Source organism: Bacillus sp. 0209A (genome assembly GCF_036765095.1).
Taxonomy (GTDB): Bacteria; Bacillota; Bacilli; order Bacillales; family Bacillaceae; genus Bacillus; species Bacillus subtilis_G.
The window spans coordinates 23,339-48,922 of record NZ_JBAIZV010000010.1; the positions used below are offsets into that span (position 1 = coordinate 23,339).

Annotated in this window: 23 protein-coding genes and 2 tRNA genes; all 25 read left to right on the forward strand. The window is 43.5% G+C overall.

All coding sequences use genetic code 11. The features are described 5' to 3' along the window. Positions 1-78 precede the first annotated feature (78 nt). The 25 genes from V6D44_RS20590 to V6D44_RS20710 all read left to right on the forward strand — a co-directional run bounded on the left by V6D44_RS20590 (position 79) and on the right by V6D44_RS20710 (position 25,572). A complete protein-coding gene (locus tag V6D44_RS20590) occupies positions 79-696 on the forward strand; it encodes a 50S ribosomal protein L25/general stress protein Ctc (protein WP_333516846.1) in 618 nt (205 codons plus the stop codon). 106 nt (positions 697-802) lie between these two features. Then, positions 803-1,369, forward strand: coding sequence for an aminoacyl-tRNA hydrolase (pth, locus tag V6D44_RS20595; RefSeq protein ID WP_087991874.1), 567 nt, complete (start codon positions 803-805; stop codon positions 1,367-1,369). A 59-nt stretch (positions 1,370-1,428) separates the two neighbouring features. Continuing rightward, positions 1,429-1,659 (forward strand): anti-sigma-F factor Fin, encoded by a 231-nt coding sequence (gene fin, locus V6D44_RS20600; protein ID WP_087991873.1) that lies wholly within the window; start codon positions 1,429-1,431, stop codon positions 1,657-1,659. 69 nt (positions 1,660-1,728) lie between these two features. Continuing rightward, positions 1,729-5,262, forward strand: coding sequence for a transcription-repair coupling factor (gene mfd / locus V6D44_RS20605; protein ID WP_333516847.1), 3,534 nt, complete (start codon positions 1,729-1,731; stop codon positions 5,260-5,262). 135 nt (positions 5,263-5,397) lie between these two features. Next, on the forward strand, positions 5,398-5,934 hold the full coding sequence (spoVT, locus tag V6D44_RS20610; RefSeq protein WP_333516848.1) for a stage V sporulation protein T: 537 nt from the start codon (positions 5,398-5,400) through the stop codon (positions 5,932-5,934). A gap of 182 nt (positions 5,935-6,116) precedes the next feature. After that, on the forward strand, positions 6,117-7,715 hold the full coding sequence (locus tag V6D44_RS20615; protein WP_202329170.1) for a putative polysaccharide biosynthesis protein: 1,599 nt from the start codon (positions 6,117-6,119) through the stop codon (positions 7,713-7,715). Beyond that, positions 7,705-9,174: a nucleoside triphosphate pyrophosphohydrolase gene (gene mazG, locus V6D44_RS20620; RefSeq protein ID WP_333516849.1), complete on the forward strand. Its 1,470-nt coding sequence runs from the start codon at positions 7,705-7,707 to the stop codon at positions 9,172-9,174. Before V6D44_RS20615 ends, mazG begins: the two co-directional genes overlap by 11 nt. Before the next feature lie 2 nt (positions 9,175-9,176). Further along, entirely contained in the window at positions 9,177-9,437 is a 261-nt protein-coding gene (locus tag V6D44_RS20625; RefSeq protein ID WP_087991869.1) for an RNA-binding S4 domain-containing protein, read from the forward strand. Between the two features lie 78 nt (positions 9,438-9,515). Then, positions 9,516-9,818 carry a sporulation protein YabP gene (gene yabP, locus V6D44_RS20630; protein WP_087991868.1) on the forward strand — a complete coding sequence of 101 codons (303 nt, stop codon included), beginning with the start codon at positions 9,516-9,518 and terminating at the stop codon, positions 9,816-9,818. Beyond that, positions 9,815-10,450, forward strand: a complete 636-nt coding sequence (yabQ, locus tag V6D44_RS20635) for a spore cortex biosynthesis protein YabQ (protein WP_087991867.1) — start codon at positions 9,815-9,817, stop codon at positions 10,448-10,450. Before yabP ends, yabQ begins: the two co-directional genes overlap by 4 nt. A 17-nt stretch (positions 10,451-10,467) precedes the next feature. Beyond that, positions 10,468-10,845, forward strand: a complete 378-nt coding sequence (gene divIC, locus V6D44_RS20640; protein ID WP_087991866.1) for a cell division protein DivIC — start codon at positions 10,468-10,470, stop codon at positions 10,843-10,845. Between the two features lie 80 nt (positions 10,846-10,925). Further along, the gene (locus V6D44_RS20645; RefSeq protein ID WP_003218379.1) at positions 10,926-11,312 is read left to right on the forward strand and encodes a S1 domain-containing RNA-binding protein; all 387 of its coding nucleotides are present in this window, start codon (positions 10,926-10,928) and stop codon (positions 11,310-11,312) included. A 167-nt stretch (positions 11,313-11,479) separates the two neighbouring features. Beyond that, positions 11,480-11,556: transfer RNA gene (locus tag V6D44_RS20650), tRNA-Met, on the forward strand. A gap of 9 nt (positions 11,557-11,565) precedes the next feature. Then, positions 11,566-11,637, forward strand: a tRNA-Glu gene (locus V6D44_RS20655). Between the two features lie 200 nt (positions 11,638-11,837). Beyond that, positions 11,838-14,321, forward strand: a complete 2,484-nt coding sequence (spoIIE, locus tag V6D44_RS20660; RefSeq protein ID WP_333516850.1) for a stage II sporulation protein E — start codon at positions 11,838-11,840, stop codon at positions 14,319-14,321. Positions 14,322-14,406: 85 nt separating this feature from the next. Beyond that, positions 14,407-15,144, forward strand: a complete 738-nt coding sequence (locus tag V6D44_RS20665) for a VWA domain-containing protein (RefSeq protein ID WP_148964466.1) — start codon at positions 14,407-14,409, stop codon at positions 15,142-15,144. Then, on the forward strand, positions 15,110-16,126 hold the full coding sequence (gene prkT, locus V6D44_RS20670; protein WP_202329167.1) for a protein kinase domain-containing protein: 1,017 nt from the start codon (positions 15,110-15,112) through the stop codon (positions 16,124-16,126). Before V6D44_RS20665 ends, prkT begins: the two co-directional genes overlap by 35 nt. 103 nt (positions 16,127-16,229) lie before the next feature. Next, positions 16,230-17,648 carry a tRNA lysidine(34) synthetase TilS gene (tilS, locus tag V6D44_RS20675; RefSeq protein WP_333516851.1) on the forward strand — a complete coding sequence of 473 codons (1,419 nt, stop codon included), beginning with the start codon at positions 16,230-16,232 and terminating at the stop codon, positions 17,646-17,648. Next, positions 17,645-18,187 (forward strand): hypoxanthine phosphoribosyltransferase, encoded by a 543-nt coding sequence (hpt, locus tag V6D44_RS20680; protein WP_202329165.1) that lies wholly within the window; start codon positions 17,645-17,647, stop codon positions 18,185-18,187. Before tilS ends, hpt begins: the two co-directional genes overlap by 4 nt. 97 nt (positions 18,188-18,284) lie before the next feature. Continuing rightward, complete coding sequence (gene ftsH / locus V6D44_RS20685) at positions 18,285-20,198, forward strand: ATP-dependent zinc metalloprotease FtsH (protein WP_087991861.1); 1,914 nt, start codon at positions 18,285-18,287, stop codon at positions 20,196-20,198. Between the two features lie 190 nt (positions 20,199-20,388). Then, a complete protein-coding gene (locus V6D44_RS20690) occupies positions 20,389-21,165 on the forward strand; it encodes a type III pantothenate kinase (protein WP_202329164.1) in 777 nt (258 codons plus the stop codon). An 11-nt stretch (positions 21,166-21,176) separates the two neighbouring features. Beyond that, the gene (hslO, locus tag V6D44_RS20695; protein WP_202329163.1) at positions 21,177-22,052 is read left to right on the forward strand and encodes a redox-regulated molecular chaperone HslO; all 876 of its coding nucleotides are present in this window, start codon (positions 21,177-21,179) and stop codon (positions 22,050-22,052) included. Positions 22,053-22,100: 48 nt separating this feature from the next. Then, complete coding sequence (locus V6D44_RS20700; protein WP_087991858.1) at positions 22,101-22,994, forward strand: peptidyl-prolyl cis-trans isomerase; 894 nt, start codon at positions 22,101-22,103, stop codon at positions 22,992-22,994. Positions 22,995-23,069: 75 nt separating this feature from the next. Then, on the forward strand, positions 23,070-23,996 hold the full coding sequence (gene cysK / locus V6D44_RS20705; RefSeq protein ID WP_087991857.1) for a cysteine synthase A: 927 nt from the start codon (positions 23,070-23,072) through the stop codon (positions 23,994-23,996). Positions 23,997-24,159: 163 nt separating this feature from the next. Continuing rightward, a complete protein-coding gene (locus V6D44_RS20710) occupies positions 24,160-25,572 on the forward strand; it encodes an anthranilate synthase component I family protein (RefSeq protein ID WP_087991856.1) in 1,413 nt (470 codons plus the stop codon). Positions 25,573-25,584: the final 12 nt, after the last annotated feature.

Here is a 25,584-nt window from a genome sequence, read left to right on the forward strand (position 1 = left end):
CTTTTGAGGTTTAAATCCTTATCGTTATGGGTATTGTTTGTAGTAGGACAATAAAACGATTATAGGATGGTGCTGAATATGGCAACTTTAACGGCAAAAGAAAGAACGGATTTTACTCGTTCGTCTCTTCGGGATATCCGTACTTCAGGACATGTTCCAGGTATCATATATGGGAATGACATGGGAAACAAACCTGTATCATTAGACAGTGTGGAGCTGATTAAAACGCTGAGGGACGAAGGTAAAAATACAGTCATCACGCTTGACGTCAGCGGAGAAAAACATTCTGTCATGGTGACAGACCTGCAAACGGACCCGCTGAAAAATGAAATCACTCATGCTGACTTTCAAGTGGTTAATATGAGTGAAGACATTGAGGTGGAAGTTCCGATTCATTTGACCGGAGAAGCCATCGGAGTGAAAAACGGAGGCGTATTGCAGCAGCCGCTGCATGCACTTACTGTAAAGGCAAAGCCAAAAGCCATTCCGCAAACGATTGAGGCTGATATTTCAAACCTTGATGTAAATGAGGTACTCACTATTGCGGATTTGGCTGCTGACGGTGACTACGCCTTTAATCAAGAATCAGATGAGGTTGTAGCTTCTATCCTTCCTCCGCAGCAGCAGGAAGCAGCTGAGATAGATGAAGAGGAATCTGCCGATGCTCAGCCTGAAGGTGAAAACAAAGAACAATAATAGCTTAAGGCGTAACCCTCCCGCGGTTACGTCTTTTGTGCTAGAATGAGAAGAATTATAGCCCGCTATGCAGACGGGAGTTTATGTGACTAAGGGAGGATTCGCCATGCTTGTGATTGCCGGTCTCGGAAACCCGGGGAAAAACTATGAAAACACACGGCATAATGTCGGATTTATGGTGATAGATCAGCTTGCGAAGGAATGGAATATTGAGCTGAATCAAAATAAATTTAATGGATTATACGGAACCGGATTTGTTTCCGGCAAAAAGGTTCTACTTGTTAAACCGCTTACATATATGAATTTATCAGGAGAATGTTTGCGGCCTTTAATGGACTATTATGATGTCGAAAACGAAGATTTAACAGTCATTTACGACGATCTTGATCTTCCGGCTGGCAAGATCCGTTTAAGAACAAAAGGAAGCGCCGGAGGGCACAATGGCATCAAATCATTGATCCAGCATCTTGGAACATCCGAGTTTGACCGCATTCGCATCGGAATCGGCCGGCCTGTAAACGGTATGAAGGTCGTTGACTATGTGTTAGGCTCCTTCACCAAGGAGGAGGCACCTGATATAGGTGAAGCGATCGAAAAATCTGTGAAGGCTTGTGAAGCTTCTCTGAGCAAGCCGTTTTTAGAAGTCATGAACGAATTTAACGCAAAGGTATAAAATGAATCAACAAAGCCCATACTACACCAAAATAACTTTTTCATCAGGAGGTCCCTTGTATGGCTTTGCATTATTATTGCCGTCATTGCGGAGTGAAAGTAGGCAGTCTCGAATCTTCCATGGTATCGACTGACTCACTCGGTTTTCAGCACTTAACAAACGAAGAAAGAAACGATATGATTTCTTATAAAGAAAATGGAGATGTTCAAGTTTTGACAATATGTGAAGATTGCCAAGAGGCGCTTGACCGAAATCCGCATTACCACGAACATCACACATTTATTCAATAAAAAGCTTTGGTGTAGATACTAGACCAAAGCGTTTTTCTGTTCTCACAGGAAACAGAGAGGAGGGGCCATATGGACAACATTCAAACCTTTATAAAAGAAAGCGATGACTTTAAATCCATCATCAACGGTTTACACGAGGGGCTGAAGGAACAGCTGCTCGCGGGTCTGTCGGGTTCCGCGCGTTCTGTTTTTACTTCTGCCTTGGCTAATGAAACGAATAAGCCTATCTTTCTAATCACCCATAATTTATATCAAGCCCAGAAAGTAACGGATGATCTGACTGTACTCCTAGGGGATCGATCTGTCCTTTTGTACCCCGTCAATGAACTCATTTCATCAGAAATAGCAGTCGCAAGCCCCGAATTGCGGGCGCAGCGATTAGATGTCATTAATAGATTAACGAATGGAGAAGCGCCAATTGTCGTTGCTCCTGTAGCTGCAATCAGAAGAATGCTGCCGCCTGTAGAGGTGTGGAAAAACAGTCAAATGCTCATTCAAGTTGGCCATGATATCGAACCTGATCAGCTCGCATCACGGCTGGTAGAGGTAGGATATGAGCGGTCTGATATGGTGTCTGCACCCGGGGAATTCAGCATTCGCGGAGGAATCATTGACATATACCCGCTGACTTCAGAGCATCCGGTGAGAATTGAACTTTTTGACACCGAAGTGGATTCAATCCGCAGCTTTAACTCAGATGATCAGCGGTCAATTGAGACCCTTACCTCTATCAATGTTGGCCCTGCTAAGGAACTGATTATCAGATCTGAAGAAAAAGTTCGGGCGATGGAGAAACTTGATAAAGGCCTTGCCGCAAGCCTAAAAAAATTAAAGAACGACAAGCAAAAAGAAATTCTTCATACGAATATTTCTCATGACAAAGAACGCTTGTCTGAAGGTCAGACAGATCAGGAACTGGTGAAGTATCTCTCATACTTCTATGAAAATCCTGCTAGTTTACTAGATTATACACCTGATAACACACTTCTGATTTTAGATGAAGTCAGCCGAATTCATGAGATGGAAGAGCAGCTTCAAAAAGAAGAAGCGGAGTTCATAACAAACCTTCTTGAGGAAGGGAAGATTTTGCATGACATCAGTTTGTCATTCAACTTCCAAAAAATAGTATCTGAGCAAAAACGGTCTCTGCTGTACTATTCTTTATTTTTGCGGCATGTACAGCATACGAGCCCGCAAAATATCGTCAATGTGTCAAGCAGACAAATGCAGAGTTTTCATGGCCAAATGAACGTGCTTGCGGGTGAAATGGAACGCTTTAAAAAATCAAACTTCACCGTTGTATTCTTAGGTGCAAACAAGGAACGTACACAGAGGTTATCTTCTGTGCTGGCTGATTATGAAATCGAAGCCGCCGTGACGGACAGCAAAAAAGCGCTTGTTCAGGGACAGGTCTATATCATGGAAGGTGAGCTGCAATCGGGATTTGAGCTACCGTTAATGAAGCTTGCTGTTATTACAGAAGAAGAACTGTTCAAAAACCGTGTGAAAAAGAAGCCTCGTAAACAGAAGCTTACAAATGCGGAGCGCATCAAGAGCTATTCCGAGCTTCAAATCGGTGATTATGTCGTTCATATTAATCACGGGATCGGAAAGTATTTGGGGATTGAAACCCTTGAAATCAATGGGATCCACAAAGACTATTTAAACATTCATTATCAGGGAAGCGACAAGCTATACGTACCTGTCGAGCAAATTGACCAAGTGCAAAAGTATGTTGGCTCCGAAGGAAAAGAGCCGAAGCTGTATAAATTAGGCGGAAGCGAATGGAAGCGGGTCAAGAAAAAAGTAGAGACATCGGTTCAGGATATTGCGGATGACTTAATTAAGCTTTATGCCGAAAGAGAAGCGAGCAAAGGCTATGCGTTTACTCCTGATCATGAGATGCAGCGGGAATTTGAATCGGCGTTCCCTTATCAAGAGACTGAGGATCAGCTCCGTTCCATTCACGAAATCAAAAAGGACATGGAACGAGAACGTCCGATGGACCGCTTGCTATGCGGAGATGTGGGCTATGGAAAAACAGAGGTTGCTATACGTGCTGCATTTAAGGCGATAAGTGACGGAAAGCAGGTAGCGCTGCTTGTTCCGACAACAATTTTGGCACAGCAGCACTATGAAACCATTACTGAGCGCTTCCAGGACTATCCGATTAATATCGGCCTGCTCAGCAGATTTAGAACGAGGAAAGAAGCGAACGAAACGCTCAAAGGATTGAAAAACGGTACTGTTGATATCGTCATCGGAACGCACCGGCTGCTATCCAAAGATGTCGTTTATAAAGACTTAGGGCTCCTCATCATTGATGAAGAGCAGCGTTTCGGTGTAACCCATAAAGAAAAGATCAAGCAGATCAAAGCCAATGTGGATGTATTAACATTAACCGCGACGCCTATTCCGCGTACGCTGCATATGTCTATGCTTGGCGTAAGGGATCTTTCAGTCATTGAGACTCCGCCGGAAAACCGCTTCCCCGTACAGACGTATGTTGTGGAATACAACGGCGCCCTTGTCAGAGAGGCGATTGAACGTGAGCTTGCGCGTGGAGGCCAGGTCTATTTCTTGTACAACCGGGTAGAGGATATTGAGCGGAAAGCGGATGAGATCTCTATGCTTGTCCCTGACGCTAAGGTAGCGTATGCGCATGGGAAAATGACAGAAAACGAACTAGAAACCGTTATGCTAAGTTTTCTTGAAGGAGAATCAGACGTTCTCGTTAGCACAACCATTATTGAAACCGGCGTAGACATCCCGAACGTCAATACGCTGATTGTATTTGACGCCGACAAAATGGGACTTTCTCAGCTTTATCAGCTGCGGGGGCGTGTCGGCCGTTCTAATCGTGTGGCGTATGCGTACTTTACGTACCGCCGCGATAAAGTACTGACAGAAGTTGCTGAAAAAAGGCTGCAGGCCATTAAAGAATTCACAGAGCTTGGTTCCGGTTTTAAAATCGCAATGCGTGACTTAACGATTCGCGGAGCCGGGAATCTTCTCGGCGCCCAGCAGCACGGCTTCATCGACTCGGTCGGATTTGACCTCTATTCACAAATGCTGAAGGAGGCCATTGAAGAGCGTAAAGGAGACACAGCGAAAACGGAGAAGTTTGAAACAGAAATTGATGTCGAGCTTGATGCCTATATTCCTGAAACTTATATTCAAGACGGAAAACAGAAGATTGATATGTATAAACGCTTCAGGTCTGTGGCTACAATCGAAGAAAAGAATGAACTTCAAGACGAAATGATCGACCGATTTGGAAACTATCCAAAAGAAGTTGAATACTTGTTTACTGTTGCAGAAATGAAGGTTCATGCGAAACATGAACGTGTTGAGCTGATTAAGCAGGATAAAGATGCTGTCAGATTGACGATTTCTGAAGAAGCAAGTGCTGAAATTGACGGACAGAAGCTGTTTGAGCTCGGCAATAAATATGGCAGACAAATCGGACTGGGAATGGAAGGAAAAAAACTCAAAATTTCCATACAGACGAAAGGCCGCAGTGCCGATGAATGGCTCGAAACCGTGCTGGGCATGCTGAAAGGCTTAAAAAATGTGAAAAAGCAAACCATTTCTTCAACGTAAATTTTGTTACTCTCTGGTGTATATTACATTTGATGTGACGGATACTAATTTCAAGCGAGGCGGAAGGTACATAAAGTAACTGCTTTAGGTCTTTCCCACATGTATATACCATCAAATGAAAGAGAGGCACCAGAGATGAAAGCAACCGGTATCGTACGTCGTATTGATGACTTAGGTCGGGTCGTGATTCCTAAAGAAATTCGCAGAACTCTGAGAATCAGGGAAGGCGATCCGCTTGAGATTTTTGTAGATCGTGACGGAGAAGTCATTTTGAAAAAGTACTCTCCGATCAGTGAGCTTGGAGACTTTGCAAAGGAGTATGCAGACGCGCTTTATGACAGTCTCGGACATTCAGTACTGATTTGTGACCGTGATGTCTATATTTCCGTGTCCGGCAGCTCGAAAAAAGACTACTTAAACAAGCCGATCAGTGAAATGCTGGAAAAAATAATGGATCAGCGCAGTTCCGTGCTTGAGAGTGATGCTAAAACAGTACAGCTTGTTAATGGCATAGATGAGGAAATGAATTCTTACACTGTCTGCCCGATTGTGGCGAATGGTGATCCGATAGGCGCCGTGATTATTTTTTCAAAGGATCAGACAATGGGCGAAGTAGAGCATAAAGCCGTTGAGACAGCAGCTGGATTTTTGGCGCGACAAATGGAACAGTAGGTCTTATTCCTTTTATCGAAAATAGGTATGAAAAGAACAGCTCTCCTGGGGACGCTGTTCTTTTTTCGTGCATGCCCAGAAAGGATTCCGAGGGTTGGGATGTGGTATAATAACCTCGTTTTTATTTGTGCCGCGGCAATACGTGAACCGTATTGTCCCTGACGTTGGGAAGGAGCTTTTGGATGGACGATTCAATAGGCGTCAAACGGCATTGGATTTGGCAGGGGGCTGTTGTTTTAATTCTGGCAGGCGTCATCTCAAAAATATTAAGCGCCGTTTACAGAGTCCCGTTTCAAAACATTGTCGGCGATGTTGGATTTTATATATATCAGCAGGTATATCCCTTTCTTGGTATTGCGGTCATGCTGTCAACATCAGGATTTCCGGTCATTATTTCGAAACTGATGAATGATTATAGTGAAAAAAGCCATCACACCATATTAAAAATATCAGCGTTGTTTTTATCTTTAATCGGTATTTTATTATTTCTTTGCTTATATATGGGTGCTGCTCCAATCGCACTTTTTATGGGAGATTCACATCTCGCCGTGTTAATTCAAGTGACTGCGTTTTCATTTTTGCTGTTCCCGTTTGTCGCGTTGCTTAGAGGCGGTTTTCAAGGGCGGCACGACATGCTCCCTTCAGCCTTATCGCAGATGACAGAGCAGTTACTGCGGGTTGCGGTGCTTCTGGGCTTATCATTTTGGCTCGTCAAAAAGGGAGCCTCGCTTTATACTGTCGGAGCGGCAGCCGCTTCCGGGTCTCTTGCCGGAAGTTTAGTTGCATTGATCATACTTGGATTTTTTTGGTTCAAAATGAAAAGAGGCAAACAAACGGGTAGCCAAAATGAAAATGTCATAACAACAAAAGAATTGGTAAAAAAACTGCTTTTATATTCTATTACCATTTGTATAAGCAGTTTGCTCCTTTTGTTGATCCAGCTTGTCGATGCGTTGAATTTATATGCTTTGCTTTCGGGCGGTGAGGCAAGCGAAGAAGCAAAACGCCTAAAGGGGATTTATGATCGGGGGCAGCCTTTGCTGCAGCTCGGTTCGGTTTTCGCGGTGAGCATAGCGACATCACTCGTTCCGTATATTTCCAAGGCCGTAAAGAACAAAGAGCTTAAGATCATGAAAGAAAAAGCCGCGTCATCTTTAAAATTGTGTCTTGTGCTGGGTACAGGCGCGTCGGTTGGATTGATTTGCATTCTTAAGCCGGTCAACATCATGCTGTTTCAAAATGGTGAAGGGACAGCTGCGTTACAAGTATTTAGCTGCTCCATTTTGTTTGCATCCTTGGCGGTCACGGCAGCCGCAGTTTTGCAAGGCGCGGGATACACAGTTTTTCCTGCGATAGCGGTGGGCGCAGGTGTGGCAGTGAAATGGGTGTTAAATACTCTTTTGGTTCCGCGCTATGGGATTGAAGGTGCATCACTTGCTACAGCGGCTTCCTTTGCGGCTGTCGCCGCTCTTAACTTGTATCTGCTTCGGCAAAAGGAATGGCTCGGTAAGCTCAGAGGCGTTATGATTCCGATCATTGGATCCGCCCTTTTGATGTCGGCTGTCTTGCTTGTATATATGCGTCTCTGGACTTTCTTGATTCCTGCAGCAGGCAGAGGAGCGGCTGCGATTGAAAGTCTGTCTGCTGTCGCCATTGGTGGCGCGGCGTTTATTTGTTGTATGATGAAGTTGGGAATATTTACAGATGAAGAGCTGAACAGTGTGCCTTTTGGCAGTAAGTTAAGCAAAATCAGGAGAAGGAGAGAACAAAATGGCGGGTAATATTACAGTTGTCGGACTTGGTGCCGGAGACATGGACCAATTGACAATTGGCATACATAAGCTGCTGACGAAGGCAGATACGCTGTATGTCAGAACCAAGGATCATCCCTTAATTCAGGAGCTTGAAAAAGATACGAAGAACATCCTTTTTTTTGACGATATATATGAGAAACACGACCAATTCGATGCCGTATATGAAGAAATTGCTGATATCCTCTTTGAAGCGGCGCAGGAAGAGGACGTGGTTTATGCTGTGCCGGGACACCCTTTTGTTGCTGAAAAAACAGTACAGCTGCTGACGGATCGGCAGGAAGAGAAAAACGTGCAAGTAAAAGTCGCAGGAGGACAAAGTTTTCTTGATGCCACATTTAACGCCCTGCAAATTGACCCGATTGAAGGCTTTCAATTTGTGGATGCCGGCACATTGTCTGCGGATGAGCTTGAGCTCAGACATCACCTGATCATTTGTCAGGTTTACGACCAAATGACGGCTTCTGAAGTCAAGCTGACATTGATGGAGAAGCTGCCTGATGATTATGAGGTTGTGATTGTGACTGCAGCAGGAAGCCGTGACGAGGAGATCCAGACAGTGCCTTTATTTGAGCTGGACCGCAATGTCGCCTTGAATAACTTAACAAGTGTGTATATTCCGCCGATTAAAGAAGAGAAGCTGCTTTATCACGAATTCTCCGCGTTCCGAAGCATCATTAGAGAGCTTCGCGGGCCTAATGGATGTCCGTGGGATAAAAAGCAGACTCATCAGTCATTAAAACAGTACATGATTGAAGAGTGTTATGAACTTCTCGAAGCAATTGACGAAGAAGACACAGACCATATGATCGAAGAGCTTGGCGACGTTTTGCTTCAGGTCTTACTTCACGCGCAAATCGGTGAAGACGAAGGTTACTTCACAATTGATGATGTCATAAAAGGAATCAGTGAAAAAATGGTCCGAAGGCATCCCCATGTGTTTAAAGATGTTAAGGTTCAGGATGAAAACGATGTTTTGGCAAATTGGGAAGACATAAAAAAAGCCGAAAAAAATACATCGGAAGCATCCTTATTAGACAGCGTGCCGAAGACCCTTCCAGCTCTTTCGAAAGCCGCTAAACTGCAGAAAAAAGCAGCAAAAGCAGGTTTTGACTGGGAAGACGTCAGTGATATTTGGGAAAAGGTAAGCGAGGAAATGAAGGAATTTTCTGCTGAGATTTCTGAAGAGCCTCATGAACACAATCTCAAGGCCGAGTTTGGCGACGTGTTGTTCGCACTGGTGAATGCAGCCCGCTTCTACAAAATAGAACCGGAGGAAGCACTGGCGATGACCAATGACAAATTCAGGAGACGGTTCTCGTATATTGAGAAAACAGCGAAGGAACAAGAAATCGAGCTGGCCGATATGTCTCTTGAGGACATGGATAAACTGTGGAATGAAGCAAAAGAAACTGAGAGGAGATCATAAATATGAGATTAGATAAATTTTTGAAAGTATCACGGCTGATTAAGCGACGTACACTAGCAAAGGAAGTAGCTGACCAAGGACGAATCTCTATTAACGGAAACCAGGCAAAAGCAAGCTCTGACGTGAAAGCCGGAGATGAATTAAAGGTCCGCTTCGGCCAAAAGCTTGTAACGGTTCAAGTAAATGAGTTGAAGGACACGACGAAAAAAGAAGAAGCTGCAAACATGTATACGATTCTAAAAGAAGAAAAACTCGGCGAATAGGCTTGTTCTAAAAATATCCCCCGCCTCATACAATGCAGTAATAATGCTAAAAGTATCGAGGATATGGGGGCTGAATAGATGAATTCATATTATGATCAAAACGGTTCTTCGTCTGTTCCGGAACAGCACGATGTGACAATGAAAGGCCGGAAGCATTTAGATATTTCAGGGGTTAAGCATGTGGAGAGCTTTGACAATGAAGAGTTCCTGCTGGAAACGGTGATGGGAATGCTCTCAGTCAGAGGCCAAAACCTGCAGATGAAAAATTTAGATGTGGAAAAAGGGATTGTATCTATTAAAGGCAGGGTATTTGATTTAGTGTACTTAGACGAACAACAAGGGGATAAAGCTAAAGGGTTTTTTAGCAAGTTGTTTAAATGACGCTGACGACACAATTCTATACAATGCTGGCGATGTCCGGTATGGGTCTCTGGCTTGGCGCGTCGCTTGATACATACCGGCTCTTTGTCATTCGTGCCAAAACTGCCAGATGGCTATTATTTATTCATGATATTCTTTTCTGGATTGTGCAGGGGCTGCTTTTCTTTTATGTCTTGCTTAGTGTAAATGAGGGAGAATTCAGGCTGTATATCTTTTTAGCGGTTCTGCTGGGCATTGCGACGTATCAGAGCCTTTGCAAGCGAATCTATATAAAAACACTGAAATTCGTCATTTACCTTGCAGTTTCTGTTTATCAATTCTTCAAAAAACTTATTCAGCACGTGTTATTTCGTCCTATTTTGTGGACATGCGGAGCGATTATTTGGCTAGCGGCGTTTTTATTAAAGAAAACATACCGCCTGATCGTTTTTCTTTTGTTGTGTCTATATAAAATATTTATGGTTCTGTGTTTTCCGATCCGTTTTATCGCAAAACAATGTTTGAAACTTCTTCCTGAAAAAATACGTCTAACTATGAGACGTTATTTAGAAAAAGGTGCAGGATTTCTCAAAAAGAAGAAGAAACTATTGATAACCATAAGAACGACCATTACACGTTTTTTGAAGAGATGAAAGGAGGACCGTCTGGTTTGAATTTTTCCAGGGAACGAACGATAACTGAAATACAAAATGACTATAAAGAACAGGTAGAGCGGCAAAATCAGCTGAAGAAAAGAAGACGCAAAGGGCTGTACAGGCGGTTGACTGTATTCGGCGCCCTAGTATTTCTGACGGCAATAGTGCTGGCGAGCTCTGTATGGTCCCAAACATCTTCCCTTAGCGCAAAAGAAGAAAAGAAAGAACAGCTTGAAAAAGAACTAAAAAGTTTAAAGACAAAACAAGAGGATTTAAAAGAAGAAATATCCAAATTGAAGGATGAGGATTACGTCACAGAGCTTGCCAGACGGGACTTATTCATGTCCGGAGACGGAGAAATTATCTTCAATGTGGAGAAGAAGAGCAAGTAGCCTTGTTGACACTTAAATTTTTATTTAGGTATAATTAAGCAAACGATCTTTTTATAAGCCTAAGGAGGAGCACTTTTTTTATGTCGATTGAAGTTGGCAGCAAGTTGCAAGGGAAAATTACAGGTATTACAAATTTTGGAGCATTTGTTGAATTGCCTGGAGGCTCAACCGGTCTCGTTCACATCAGTGAGGTAGCTGATAACTATGTCAAAGACATTAACGATCACTTAAAAGTCGGCGACCAAGTTGAAGTGAAAGTCATCAACGTTGAAAAAGACGGGAAAATTGGTTTATCTATTAAAAAAGCTAAAGACCGTCCGCAAGCCAGACCTAGAAATGATTTCCGTCCGAAAGAATCTTTTGAACAGAAAATGAATAAGTTTTTAAAAGACAGCGAAGATCGCTTGTCATCTTTAAAACGCAATACGGAATCAAAACGTGGAGGGCGCGGAGCAAGAAGAGGATAACTTGCTGCTTTCTATAAATAAATGAAGCATCCGTTCATCCCGACGGATGCTTTTTTATAATTCGCCCCTGCTTTAAAAATCAGAAAATTATAACATTGAAGTTTCTGTTGACGAAAAGGACAAACCTTTGTATTATATAACTTGTGCTTAGAAGCATAAAACAATATGGCGGTGTAGCTCAGCTGGCTAGAGCGTACGGTTCATACCCGTGAGGTCGGGGGTTCGATCCCCTCCGCCGCTACCATATTTGTTTGGCCCGTTGGTCAAGCGGTTAAGACACCGCCCTTTCACGGCGGTAACACGGGTTCGAATCCCGTACGGGTCATCCTAAGGAAACCGGTTTCTGATACAGAAACCGGTTTTTTTCATTTTTAGACAACATTCCGGATATTCTTTTGATAAACGAATATCTAGGCAGAAACCGTCGAAGACTTCTTTGGCCTTGTTCCCTTCTTTTGACAAAATCCTATCTGTGCTTTCGCTATAATGACAGGCAACGAATATAACAGGTGGGAGATGAGAGGAATGGAAAAAGCAGAAAGAAGAGTGAACGGGCCAATGGCGGGACAAGCTTTGGAAAAACTCCAATCGTTTTTTAACAGGGGCGCGAAGCTAGTGACTCATCATATGCATTCACTGTTTTTCTATAAAGGGTTCATTTATGTCGTCATCGGATTTTTGCTTGGACGTGCTTTCATATTATCCGAGGTGCTTCCTTTCGCACTTCCTTTCTTTGGAGCGATGCTTCTTATCAGAAGAGACAAGGCGCTTTATGCGGTGCTGGCTGTGCTTGCGGGTGCGCTGACCATTTCTCCGAAGCACTCATTGCTCATACTAGCAGCTTTGCTGGCATTCTTCGTATGTTCTAAAGTGGCCGCCTTCATCACCGACGATCGCGTGAAAGCACTCCCGATTGTTGTGTTTTTCTCCATGGCTGCAGCAAGAGCTGGATTTGTGTACGCTCAAAATGGCGTGTTTACAACCTATGATTATGTAATGGCTGTGGTTGAAGCTGGACTGTCCTTTATTTTGACGCTGATTTTCCTTCAGAGCCTTCCGATTTTCACCATGAAAAAAGTGAAACAATCATTGAAAATAGAAGAAATTATTTGCTTTATGATCCTAATTGCTTCCGTTCTGACAGGGCTTGCCGGCTTGTCCTACCAAGGTATGCAGGCAGAACATATATTGGCACGTTATGTTGTGTTGAGTTTTTCCTTTATTGGCGGTGCAAGCATTGGCTGTACGGTTGGTGTCGTGACAGGTCTGATTCTTGGTTTGGCGAATATCGGAAATCTCTATCAAATGAGTCTGCTCGCTTTTTCCGGTTTATTAGGCGGTTTGCTGAAGGAAGGGAAAAAAGCGGGCGCAGCAATCGGGCTGATCGTTGGATCACTTCTTATTTCTTTATATGGTGAAGGCTCTGCCGGTCTGATGACAACACTCTATGAGTCATTAATCGCAGTCGGCCTGTTTTTGCTTACACCTCAATCAATTACAAAGAAAGTGGCGAGATATATTCCGGGAACTGTAGAGCATCTTCAGGAGCAGCAGCAATATGCTAGGAAAATCAGAGATGTCACTGCCCAAAAGGTAGACCAGTTCTCCAATGTATTCCATGCGCTGTCTGAAAGCTTTGCCACCTTTTATCAAGCATCAGACGAACCGGAAGATGACAGCGAAGTTGATCTGTTTTTAAGCAAAATCACAGAGCATTCCTGCCAGACGTGTTACAAGAAAAACAGGTGCTGGGTACAGAACTTTGATAAAACATATGACTTAATGAAACAAGTTATGCTTGAAACAGAAGAAAAAGAATATGCATCAAACCGAAGGCTGAAAAAAGAGTTTCATCAGTATTGTTCTAAATCAAAGCAGGTTGAAGAGCTGATTGAGGACGAACTCGCACATCACCATGCCCATTTGACACTCAAGAAAAAAGTGCAGGACAGCAGACGTTTAGTTGCTGAACAGCTTTTAGGTGTTTCTGAAGTCATGGCAGACTTTTCTCGGGAAATAAAAAGAGAGCGAGAACAGCACTTTCTGCAGGAAGAACAAATCATAGAGGCTCTTCAGCATTTCGGAATCGAGATTCAGCATGTGGAGATCTATAGTCTTGAACAAGGAAACATCGATATTGAAATGACCATTCCGTTCAGCGGACATGGAGAAAGTGAAAAAATTATTGCCCCTATGCTTTCTGATATTTTGGAAGAACAAATTCTTGTGAAAGCCGAACAGCACTCCCCGCATCCGAATGGGTACAGTCATGTCGCCTTTGGATCAACAAAATCATACAGGGTATCTACAGGTGCTGCTCACGCTGCGAAGGGCGGCGGCCTTGTCTCCGGCGACAGCTACAGCATGATAGAGCTTGGAGCCAGAAAATATGCTGCGGCAATTAGTGATGGTATGGGCAATGGTGCAAGGGCGCACTTCGAAAGCAATGAAACGATCAAGCTTCTTGAGAAAATCCTTGAATCCGGCATTGATGAAAAAATAGCAATTAAAACGATCAACAGCATACTGTCCCTAAGGACAACTGACGAGATATACTCCACGCTTGACCTATCTATTATCGATCTTCAAGATGCCAGCTGTAAATTTTTGAAGGTCGGTTCGACGCCTAGCTTTATCAAACGGGGCGACCAGGTAATGAAAGTTCAAGCGAGCAATCTGCCAATCGGTATTATTAATGAATTCGATGTGGAGGTTGTGAGTGAGCAGCTGAAAGCGGGCGACCTCTTGATTATGATGAGTGACGGCATTTTTGAGGGCCCTAAGCATGTGGAAAATCATGATTTATGGATGAAACGCAAAATGAAGGGATTAAAAACAGATGACCCGCAGGAGATTGCCGATTTGCTCATGGAGGAAGTCATTCGCACGAGATCCGGCCAAATTGAGGATGATATGACAGTTGTTGTCGTCCGGATTGACCACAATACACCGAAGTGGGCATCCATTCCTGTTCCGGCCATTTTTCAAAACAAACAAGAAATTTCATAACGCTTTCGTATAAATCAAATTTCTTCTGGCGAAGATGGGAATATATGAATCTGAGAATCCTCGTATTCTCCATGGAGGAATGAATGTGAATAACGGACATTTAAATCAAATTTTGCTGATAACGGATGGCTGCTCGAATCATGGGGAAGACCCGCTTGCAATGGCTGCTTATGCTAAAGAACAGGGGATTACGGTAAACGTCATTGGTATAATGGAAGAAAACCAAATTGATCCTGAAGCGATGAAGGAAGTCGAAGGGATTGCGCTTGCCGGAGGCGGCGTGCATCAAGTCGTTTATGCATCTCAGCTTTCACAAACCGTGCAAATGGTAACAAAAAAAGCGATGACGCAAACCTTACAAGGTGTAGTCAATCAAGAGCTGAAACAAATCCTCGGAAAGAATGTGGAGATGGAGGAGCTTTCACCGGAAAAACGCGGTGAAGTCATGGAAGTGGTAGACGAGCTTGGAGAAACGGTTCATCTTCAGGTTTTGGTTCTTGTTGATACAAGTGCAAGTATGGCGCCTAAGCTTCCAACTGTAAAAGAGGCGTTGATTGATTTGTCTGTCAGCCTGAATTCCCGAATCGGGAATAACGAATTTGCGATGTGTATATTTCCCGGGAAAAAACAAGAGGTTGAGCTTGTGCTGAACTGGACACCGAAGCTGCAATCTCTTTCCACGCTCTTTGCAAAGCTGTCTACAGGCGGTATCACCCCAACAGGTCCGGCGATACGCGAAGCGACACTGCAGTTTGAAAAAATTCGCTCAAGAAGGAGCATGCTGGCAGATGATGAACGACGCTTTGACGAGTTTGGCATGTAGCCTCAAGCCGGGGATGACAATCAAAGGCAAGTGGAACGGAAACGCTTATACATTGCGTAAACAGCTTGGAAAAGGGGCCAATGGAATTGTGTATTTGGCAGAAGCATCAGATGGACATGTTGCCTTAAAGGTGAGTGATGACAGCTTGTCTATTACTTCTGAAGTGAATGTCTTGAAATCTTTCTCAAAGGCCCAGTCCGTTACGATGGGGCCTTCTTTTTTTGATACAGATGATGCCTATGTCCTCAGTACCAATACAAAGGTTTCGTTTTATGCAATGGAATACATAAAAGGGCCGCTGCTTTTGAATTATATCAGTGATAAAGGAGCAGAATGGATACCGGTATTGATGATTCAGCTGTTATCCAGCTTATCGGTGCTTCACCAGCAAGGATGGATATTCGGCGATCTTAAACCTGATAATCTGATCGTAACCGGTCCGCCCGCAAGAATCCGCTGCATTGATGTAGGCGGCACAACAAAGGAAGGCCGGGCGATAAAAGAGTATACCGAGTTTTACGACAGGGGCTATTGGGGGTATGGAACAAGAAAAGCTGAGCCCTCCTACGATCTGTTCGCAGTTGCCATGATTATGATCAACAGCGTGCATAAAAAAGAATTCAAGAAAACAAACCAGCCTAAGGAACAGCTTAGGTCTCTAATCGAAGGAAACACATTGCTGCAAAAGTACAAAAAAGTGCTTTTTTCAGCATTGAACGGAGATTACCAATCCGCAGAAGAAATGAAGAAGGATATGCTCGATGCAGGGCAAAAGGCAGTACAGGGAAAACAAGCTGCAAAAGCACCGCCGCAGCCTGTCACAAGACAAAGACAGCAAAAACCGCGTCAAGGGAAAGTAACGAAGACGCGATATACCCCTAAACAGAAAGCGGCTAAGTCGGGAGGGTTATTTGAAACAACGCTTATCGTGATCAGTGTTTTAGCGTTTTATTTCGCCTACATTATCTTTTTCTTAATCTGAATGGAACAATCTGCAAAGCCTATGCTTCTTCTTTGCTTGGAAGGATTGAAAGTGATAGGATATGAATATCTTTAAAATACCTGCTCATTGCGAGGAGGACATTGTGAAAAGTGTCAAAGATTTTTTTAACAAACACAATCTTGCGTTAAAAGGGGCGACAATCATTGTAGGCGTTTCTGGCGGTCCGGACTCAATGGCTCTTCTTCACGCGCTGCATACGTTATACGGCCGTTCAGTGAATATGATTGCGGCCCACGTTGACCATCGGTTCAGGGGCGCTGAATCCGAGGAGGACATGCGTTTTGTCCAAGCTTATTGCAAGGCTGAACAGCTCGCGTGCGAAACAGCCCAAATCAATGTAACTGCCTATGCACAGGAAAAAGCTCTTAATAAGCAGGCTGCAGCACGTGATTGCCGCTATCAGTTTTTTGAGGACATCATGTCGAAGTATCAAGCGGACTATCTGGCGCTTGCGCATCATGGTGATGACCAGATTGAAACGATGCTTATGAGACTGGCTAAGGGCACGCTTGGAGCGGGACTTGCGGGAATGCAGCCGGTCAGACGTTTTGCGACGGGGCGGATCATCAGGCCGTTCTTAACCATTACAAAGGAAGAGATCCTTCAATATTGCCGTGAAAACGGCTTGAGCTATCGGACGGATGAAAGCAACGCCAAAGATGACTACACAAGAAACAGATTTAGAAAAACAGTGCTCCCGTTTTTGAAACAGGAGTCCCCGGATGTGCATAAAAGATTTCAGAAAGTAAGCGAGGCACTGACGGAAGATGAGCATTTCTTACAGTCATTAACGAAAGACGAAATGAATAAAGTAATCACAAGCCAGTCTAATACATCAGTTGAAATCAATACCTCTCTATTGCTTGCCCTCCCGATGCCTTTACAAAGAAGAGGAGTTCAACTAATATTAAACTATCTTTATGAAAACGTTCCATCATCCTTTTCAGCTCATCACATTCAGCAATTTCTCGATTGGGCGGAAAAGGGCAGTCCTTCAGGAGTATTGGATTTTCCGAAAGGATTGAGGGTGGTCAAATCTTATCAGACATGTTTGTTTACATTTGAACAATGGCAGTGCAAAAATGTTCCCTTTGAATACCAAATAAGCGGAGCTGCTGATGAAACGGCAGTGCTCCCCAATGGATTTCTGATAGAGGCAAAGCGTTATGCGGAATCGCCTGAAGAACATGGGAATGCTGTTTTTATTACAAGTGAAAAAAAGGTGCGATTTCCCTTAACGATTCGGACAAGAAAAGCTGGAGACCGGATCAAACTAAAAGGGATGAACGGCTCGAAAAAGGTAAAGGATATATTTATTGATAAGAAATTGCCTCTCCGAGAAAGAGACAACTGGCCGATTGTGACAGATGCAAGCGGTGAAATTATCTGGATACCGGGCTTGAAAAAATCAATTTTTGAAGATCTTGTGATTCCAAACAGCAACCGCATTGTATTACAATATAGACAGCATGAAAAGTGTAGGGGGCAAGCAAAATCATGATGAAACATGATATCGAGAAAGTACTGATCTCAGAGGAAGAGATACAAGAGAAAGTAAAAGAGTTAGGCGCAGGCTTAACGAGCGAGTATCAAGATACATTTCCGCTGGCAATCGGTGTGTTAAAAGGAGCGCTTCCTTTTATGGCGGATCTTATCAAGCATATTGATACATATTTGGAAATGGATTTCATGGATGTATCAAGCTACGGAAATTCCACGGTTTCTTCTGGAGAAGTAAAAATCATCAAAGATTTGGATACATCTGTAGAGGGCCGGGACATCTTAATTATTGAAGATATCATCGACAGTGGGTTAACCTTAAGTTATCTAGTAGAGCTCTTCCGATACCGTAAAGCAAAATCAATTAAGATTGTTACCCTTTTGGATAAACCGAGTGGAAGAAAAGCGGACATTAAAGCAGACTTTGTAGGCTTTGAAGTCCCCGACGCGTTTGTAGTGGGTTACGGACTTGATTATGCTGAGCGCTATCGCAATCTGCCTTATATCGGAGTGTTAAAACCGGCAGTTTATGAAAGCTGATCGGCATCCTGCTTCCGAGGTGGTTATTGTTTGTATTGGAATGTTTTTCTATGGTACTATTGAACATAGTTGTGCTTACTGTGGGAGGAGGTAAGGAATGAATCGGGTCTTCCGTAATACCATTTTTTATTTACTTATTTTATTAGTAGTAATCGGGGTTGTGAGCTACTTCCAGACCTCAAATCCGAAAACAGAAAATATGTCGTACAGTACGTTTATCAAAAATCTGGATGACGGGAAAGTTGATAGCGTATCGGTTCAGCCTGTCAGAGGTGTTTATGAGGTAAAAGGACAGCTAAAAAACTACGACAAAGATCAATACTTCTTGAGTCATGTTCCTGAAGGAAAGGGAGCAGACCAGATATTTAATGCTTTGAAAAAGACAGACGTAAAGGTTGAGCCCGCTCAAGAAACAAGCGGATGGGTGACGTTCCTGACGACCATCATCCCGTTTGTCATTATCTTTATCCTGTTTTTCTTCCTGCTCAATCAGGCTCAAGGCGGCGGCAGCCGTGTCATGAACTTTGGAAAGAGTAAGGCGAAGCTGTATACAGAGGAAAAGAAACGCGTCAAATTTAAAGACGTTGCAGGGGCGGACGAGGAAAAACAAGAACTCGTTGAAGTTGTTGATTTTCTGAAAGATCCCCGCAAGTTTGCCGAGGTTGGCGCAAGAATACCAAAAGGCGTGCTTTTAGTCGGACCTCCGGGTACCGGTAAAACATTGCTTGCCAAAGCTTGTGCAGGTGAAGCTGGCGTACCTTTCTTCAGCATCAGCGGATCTGATTTCGTTGAAATGTTTGTAGGTGTCGGTGCTTCCCGTGTGCGTGACTTGTTTGAAAATGCGAAAAAGAATGCGCCTTGTTTGATCTTCATTGATGAAATCGACGCAGTTGGACGCCAGCGTGGAGCGGGTCTCGGCGGCGGACACGATGAACGTGAACAGACGCTAAACCAATTGCTTGTTGAAATGGACGGATTCAGCGCCAATGAAGGCATCATCATCATTGCTGCGACGAACCGTGCGGACATCTTGGACCCAGCTTTACTTCGTCCGGGACGTTTTGACCGTCAAATCACAGTGGACCGCCCAGATGTCATTGGCCGTGAAGCTGTATTGAAAGTCCATGCGAGAAACAAACCACTGGATGAAACGGTTAACCTGAAGTCAATTGCCATGAGAACACCTGGCTTCTCAGGCGCTGACTTGGAAAATCTCTTGAATGAAGCTGCTCTTGTGGCTGCTCGTCAAAACAAGAAAAAAATCGATGCGCGTGATATTGACGAAGCGACGGACCGTGTGATTGCCGGACCTGCTAAGAAAAGCCGCGTCATCTCCAAGAAAGAACGCAACATCGTGGCTTATCACGAAGGCGGACACACCGTTATCGGACTCGTTTTAGATGAGGCTGACATGGTTCATAAAGTAACGATTGTTCCCCGCGGCCAGGCTGGCGGTTATGCGGTTATGCTTCCAAGAGAAGACCGTTACTTCCAGACAAAGCCGGAGCTGCTTGATAAAATTGTCGGCCTCTTGGGCGGACGTGTAGCTGAAGAAATTATCTTCGGTGAAGTCAGCACAGGAGCGCACAATGACTTCCAGCGTGCGACGAATATTGCAAGAAAAATGGTTACAGAATTCGGTATGTCAGAAAAACTGGGTCCGTTGCAATTTGGACAGTCTCAGGGCGGCCAGGTATTCTTAGGCCGTGATTTCAACAACGAACAAAACTATAGTGATCAAATCGCTTACGAAATTGATCAGGAAATTCAGCGCATTATCAAAGAATGTTATGAGCGCGCCAAACAAATCCTGACTGAAAATCGTGACAAGCTTGAATTGATTGCTCAAACGCTTCTGAAAGTTGAAACACTCGATGCTGAACAAATCAAACACCTTGTCGATCATGGATCATTGCCTGAACGCAATTTCTCTGATGATGAGAAGACCGATGACGTGAAAGTAAACATTCTGACAAAAACAGACGAAAAGAAAGACGATACAAAAGAGTAATTCGCTTTCTTTCTAAAAACTGCCGGCTGACGCTGGCAGTTTTTTTATGTAAATCCCGCCTCAGCAGCTGCTTTTACAATCATCCAATTCTGGTTTCGATTTGTTTACAAATGAGCCGCTGATCGTGTAAGGTATTGTAGAATGTTTGTAAAAGTAATGCAGAGAAACTATTCAAAAGTGGTGATAGAGGTTGTTACTGGTTATTGATGTGGGGAACACCAATACTGTACTTGGTGTATACCATAATGGAGAATTAGAATATCACTGGCGTATAGAAACAAGCAGGCATAAAACAGAAGATGAGTTTGGGATGATTTTGCGCTCCTTATTCGAGCATTCCGGGCTCATGTTTGAACAGATAGATGGCATTATTATTTCATCAGTAGTGCCGCCGATCATGTTTGCATTAGAAAGAATGTGCACAAAATACTTTCATATCGAACCGCAAATTGTCGGTCCGGGTATGAAGACAGGTTTAAATATAAAATATGACAATCCGAAAGAAGTGGGAGCAGACAGAATCGTAAATGCTGTCGCTGCAATACACTTATACGGCAATCCGTTAATTGTTGTTGATTTTGGAACTGCTACAACGTATTGCTATATTGATGAAAACAAACAATACATGGGCGGGGCGATTGCTCCTGGGATTACGATTTCAACAGAGGCGCTTTACTCGCGTGCGGCAAAGCTCCCACGTATCGAAATCACCCGGCCTGACAATATTATCGGAAAAAACACTGTTAGCGCGATGCAATCTGGAATTTTATTTGGCTATGTCGGTCAAGTGGAAGGAATCGTCAAGCGAATAAAATGGCAGGCAAAACAGGAACCAAAGGTCATTGCGACAGGAGGCCTTGCGTCGCTCATTGCAAATGAATCAGATTGCATAGATATCGTTGATCCATTCTTGACCTTAAAAGGGCTGGAATTGATTTATGAACGAAACCGCGTAGGAAGTGTATAGGAGGTTTTGTAATGGATTATTTAATAAAAGCACTTGCGTATGACGGAAAAGTGCGCGCTTATGCAGCGAGAACAACTGATATGGTAAACGAGGGACAAAGACGACATGGCACGTGGCCGACAGCATCCGCTGCACTGGGCCGAACAATGACAGCTTCTCTTATGCTCGGGGCTATGCTGAAGGGCGATGATAAGCTGACTGTGAAAGTCGAGGGCGGAGGTCCAATCGGAGCAATTGTGGCTGATGCCAATGCAAAAGGAGAAGTCAGAGCATATGTCTCTAACCCGCAAGTTCATTTTGATTTAAATGAACAAGGCAAGCTTGATGTTAGACGTGCTGTTGGAACAAGCGGAACGTTAAGTGTCGTAAAAGATTTAGGGTTGCGTGAGTTTTTCACAGGACAAGTAGAAATTGTTTCAGGAGAATTGGGAGATGATTTCACCTACTATCTTGTGTCGTCGGAGCAGGTTCCTTCATCTGTGGGTGTCGGTGTGCTCGTGAATCCTGACAACACCATTCTTGCGGCAGGCGGCTTTATTATTCAGCTTATGCCGGGAACCGATGATGAAACCATCACAAAAATTGAACAGCGTCTATCCCAAGTAGAGCCGATTTCTAAGCTCATCCAAAAAGGCCTTACACCAGAAGAAATATTAGAAGAAGTCCTAGGTGAGAAGCATGAGATTTTGGAAACGATGCCTGTTAGATTCCATTGTCCTTGTTCAAAAGAACGTTTCGAAACAGCCATTTTAGGACTAGGCAAAAAAGAAATACAAGATATGATAGAAGAAGATGGACAAGCCGAAGCAGTATGCCATTTTTGTAATGAAAAGTACTTATTTACAAAAGAAGAGCTGGAAGGGCTTCGTGACCAAACTACCCGCTAAGCTCTTTAGCGGGTTTTTTGAATTTGAGAAAAGGGGCTGAAAGCAGGTTTGAAATCAAGAACAATCTGGACCATTATTTTAGGGGCGCTGTTGGCTTGTTGTATTGCCGTTGCATATACGCTGACAAAATCCCAAGCCGGTGCATCGCCATCCGATGAGTCTATTGCGACTGTCGGAGGCAAAAGTGTGACAAGACAAGAATGGCTGAAAGAAATGGAAGATCAATATGGGAAATCGACACTTGAAGATATGATCAATGTCCAAGTCGTTGAGCAGCTCGCCAAAAAGAACAATCTCAAAGTGTCTAAAAGTGAAATTGATGGGGAGTTTTTGCTGATTAAAGCGGTCAACAATTCCTTTTACGAAGACGAACGTACAACAGAGAAAGAGTGGAAAGACCAAATTCGTTATAATATCCTCCTTGAAGACTTGTTAACAAAGGATATTGATATCTCAAACAAAGAAAAGAAATCATTCTATAATAAAAATAAAGAACTGTATCAGTTTGATGATTCGTATCGAATTCGGCACATTGTTGTAAAAGATGAAGAAGAAGCGAAAGAAGTCCTGAAGGAACTGAAAGGCGGCTCAAGCTTTGAAGCTGTTGCGGCGGAAAGGTCTACAGACAGATACACATCACCATACGGCGGAGATTTAGGTTTTGTCACAGAAGCATCAGACAACATTCCGTCAGCATACATTGAAGAAGCAAAAACACTCAAAGAGGATGAATGGTCTGACGAACCGATAAAGGTCAGTAATGGATATGCCGTTATTCAGCTGAAAGAAAAACTAAAGGCGAGAACATTCTCATATGATGAAGTGAAGGATCAGATCAGACGGCAAATCGCAATGGATCAGTTAGGTGATAAAGCGACAGTCAAAACGCTTTGGAAAGAAGCCGATGTATCTTGGTTTTATGGGGAAAAAAGTACTAAATGATTGACAAAAAATTTTGAAATTGATAGATTATATACATAATACCAATACAAATAGTCGGAAATTGAGGTGTCGAGAATGGTACGTGTAGCAAACTCCATTACTGAATTAATCGGGAATACGCCAATCGTTAAATTAAATCGCCTTGCAGATGAAAACAGTGCAGATGTATATCTAAAGCTTGAATACATGAACCCTGGAAGCAGTGTAAAAGACCGTATCGGTTTAGCTATGATTGAAGCTGCTGAAAAAGAAGGGAAATTAAAAGCTGGTGACACAATCATTGAACCGACAAGCGGAAATACTGGAATCGGGCTTGCGATGGTTGCTGCGGCTAAAGGATTAAAAGCCATTTTGGTTATGCCTGATACAATGAGCATGGAGCGCCGCAACCTTCTTCGCGCATACGGTGCTGAGCTTGTGCTGACTCCTGGCGCGGAAGGCATGAAAGGCGCGATTAAGAAAGCTGAAGAGCTTGCTGAAAAGAACGGATACTTTGTGCCGCAACAGTTCAATAATCCTTCTAACCCAGAAATTCACCGCCAAACAACGGGTAAAGAAATCGTTGAGCAATTTGGTGATGATCAGCTTGATGCATTTGTAGCCGGTATCGGTACAGGTGGAACGATTACAGGGGCTGGCGAAGTTCTGAAGGAAGCATACCCTTCCGTCAAAATTTACGCTGTTGAACCGTCAGACTCTCCCGTGCTTTCAGGAGGAAAACCAGGCCCTCATAAAATTCAGGGAATCGGAGCTGGATTTGTGCCTGACATCTTAAATACAGAAGTATACGATGAAATCTTCCCTGTGAAGAATGAAGAAGCATTCGAATATGCGCGCAGAGCTGCACGTGAAGAAGGAATTCTCGGAGGCATCTCATCAGGCGCGGCAATTTATGCTGCTCTTCAAGTAGCGAAAAAACTCGGAAAAGGCAAAAAAGTATTGGCCGTCATTCCAAGTAACGGTGAACGTTATCTGAGCACGCCGCTGTATCAATTCGATTAAAAAAGCCAAACTCCCGGTCCGCCGGGAGTTTTTTTATATTCGTGCATCAAATATGCCGTGTCTGTGACGAATGTTATTCTTGGAAGAGAAATTCACTTTTTTCACTAACAAGATTGCTTTACAATAAAAAACAAGCAAAAAAGAAAATAGAGGAATGATATAAATGGCACAACGCAGACCGGCAGGCAAAAAAGTACCTTTTCAAAAAGATTCATTCTTACAACAATTTGAGAAACTTGCGCGATCCAAAAAACAGCATGTGCTGCTTGAAAGTGCAAGAGGCGGCAGATACAGTATAGCCGGTCTTGATCCAATTGCGACAGTAAAAGGAAAAGACGGGATTACCACGATTAAGCATGGAGATGAAATTCTGTTTAAAGAAGGCGATCCATTACGCGCCTTCCATAGCTGGTTTAAAACGCTGGAAACAGAAACAAATCACGAGCTTCCAGATTTTCAAGGCGGGGCAATCGGGTTTCTCAGCTATGATTACGCACGTTACATTGAAAACTTTAAAATGCTCTCACTAGATGACTTGGAAACGCCAGATATTTATTTTCTTGTTTTTGATGATATAGCAGTTTATGACCATCAAGAAGAGTCTCTGTGGCTGATTACTCATGTTAATGGTTCTGATCACGAATCTGCGGACGTAAAGTTATCTGAGCTGGAGCGAATGTGGCTGGCTGAGCTTCCTGCTGTCCCTTCGCGAGAGATGAAGCATGAAACAGACGGTTCCTTCGCGGCGCCATTTACCGAGGATGGATTCTCGCAAGCTGTAGAGAAAATTAAACAATACATTGCCAGCGGAGATGTGTTTCAAGTCAATCTATCAATTAGGCAGTCACAGTCAATGTCGGCCCACCCATATCAAATTTACAAAGCCCTGAGAGAAGTAAATCCTTCTCCTTATATGTCATATTTAGAAACACCTGATTTTCAAATCATTTGCGGATCACCTGAACTGCTTGTCAGCAAAAAGGGCAAATTATTAGAGACGAGACCGATTGCAGGCACTCGTTCCAGAGGGGAAACCGATGAAGAAGACAAGGCGCTCGTAAACGAATTGATCCACAATGAAAAAGAACGCGCTGAACATGTCATGCTGGTTGATCTTGAGCGAAATGACTTGGGGAGAGTATCACGGTACGGCTCCGTGCGCGTAAATGAATTCATGGCCATTGAAAAATACTCGCATGTAATGCACATTGTGTCTAACGTCCAAGGTGAACTGCAGGATGGATATGATGCTGTGGATATTATTCATGCTGTATTTCCCGGGGGAACCATTACAGGTGCTCCCAAAGTAAGAACGATGGAAATTATAGAAGAGCTTGAGCCGACACGCCGCGGGCTTTATACTGGATCTATAGGGTGGTTTGGATATAACAACGATCTGCAGTTTAATATCGTCATTCGAACCATTTATGCAACCGGAGGGCAGGCATTCATGCAGTCCGGCGCAGGAGTTGTGATTGATTCTGTTCCAAAGCACGAATACAGAGAATCATTCAAAAAAGCTTTTGCGATGCAAAAGGCGTTAGAGCTGAGCAAAGCAGAGACAAAAATCAGATGAGGTGAGCGGAGA

Coding starts and splice junctions, on each gene's coding strand:
- spoVT (WP_333516848.1), top strand. CDS start 5,398: ATGAAAGCAACCGGTATCGTACGTCGTATTGATGACTTAGGTCGGGTC.
- hslO (WP_202329163.1), top strand. CDS start 21,177: ATGGATTATTTAATAAAAGCACTTGCGTATGACGGAAAAGTGCGCGCT.
- V6D44_RS20590 (WP_333516846.1), top strand. CDS start 79: ATGGCAACTTTAACGGCAAAAGAAAGAACGGATTTTACTCGTTCGTCT.
- pth (WP_087991874.1), top strand. CDS start 803: ATGCTTGTGATTGCCGGTCTCGGAAACCCGGGGAAAAACTATGAAAAC.
- hpt (WP_202329165.1), top strand. CDS start 17,645: ATGATGAAACATGATATCGAGAAAGTACTGATCTCAGAGGAAGAGATA.
- mazG (WP_333516849.1), top strand. CDS start 7,705: ATGGCGGGTAATATTACAGTTGTCGGACTTGGTGCCGGAGACATGGAC.
- yabQ (WP_087991867.1), top strand. CDS start 9,815: ATGACGCTGACGACACAATTCTATACAATGCTGGCGATGTCCGGTATG.
- V6D44_RS20710 (WP_087991856.1), top strand. CDS start 24,160: ATGGCACAACGCAGACCGGCAGGCAAAAAAGTACCTTTTCAAAAAGAT.
- V6D44_RS20625 (WP_087991869.1), top strand. CDS start 9,177: ATGAGATTAGATAAATTTTTGAAAGTATCACGGCTGATTAAGCGACGT.
- yabP (WP_087991868.1), top strand. CDS start 9,516: ATGAATTCATATTATGATCAAAACGGTTCTTCGTCTGTTCCGGAACAG.
- spoIIE (WP_333516850.1), top strand. CDS start 11,838: ATGGAAAAAGCAGAAAGAAGAGTGAACGGGCCAATGGCGGGACAAGCT.
- fin (WP_087991873.1), top strand. CDS start 1,429: ATGGCTTTGCATTATTATTGCCGTCATTGCGGAGTGAAAGTAGGCAGT.
- V6D44_RS20645 (WP_003218379.1), top strand. CDS start 10,926: ATGTCGATTGAAGTTGGCAGCAAGTTGCAAGGGAAAATTACAGGTATT.
- V6D44_RS20615 (WP_202329170.1), top strand. CDS start 6,117: ATGGACGATTCAATAGGCGTCAAACGGCATTGGATTTGGCAGGGGGCT.
- ftsH (WP_087991861.1), top strand. CDS start 18,285: ATGAATCGGGTCTTCCGTAATACCATTTTTTATTTACTTATTTTATTA.
- cysK (WP_087991857.1), top strand. CDS start 23,070: ATGGTACGTGTAGCAAACTCCATTACTGAATTAATCGGGAATACGCCA.
- mfd (WP_333516847.1), top strand. CDS start 1,729: ATGGACAACATTCAAACCTTTATAAAAGAAAGCGATGACTTTAAATCC.
- prkT (WP_202329167.1), top strand. CDS start 15,110: ATGATGAACGACGCTTTGACGAGTTTGGCATGTAGCCTCAAGCCGGGG.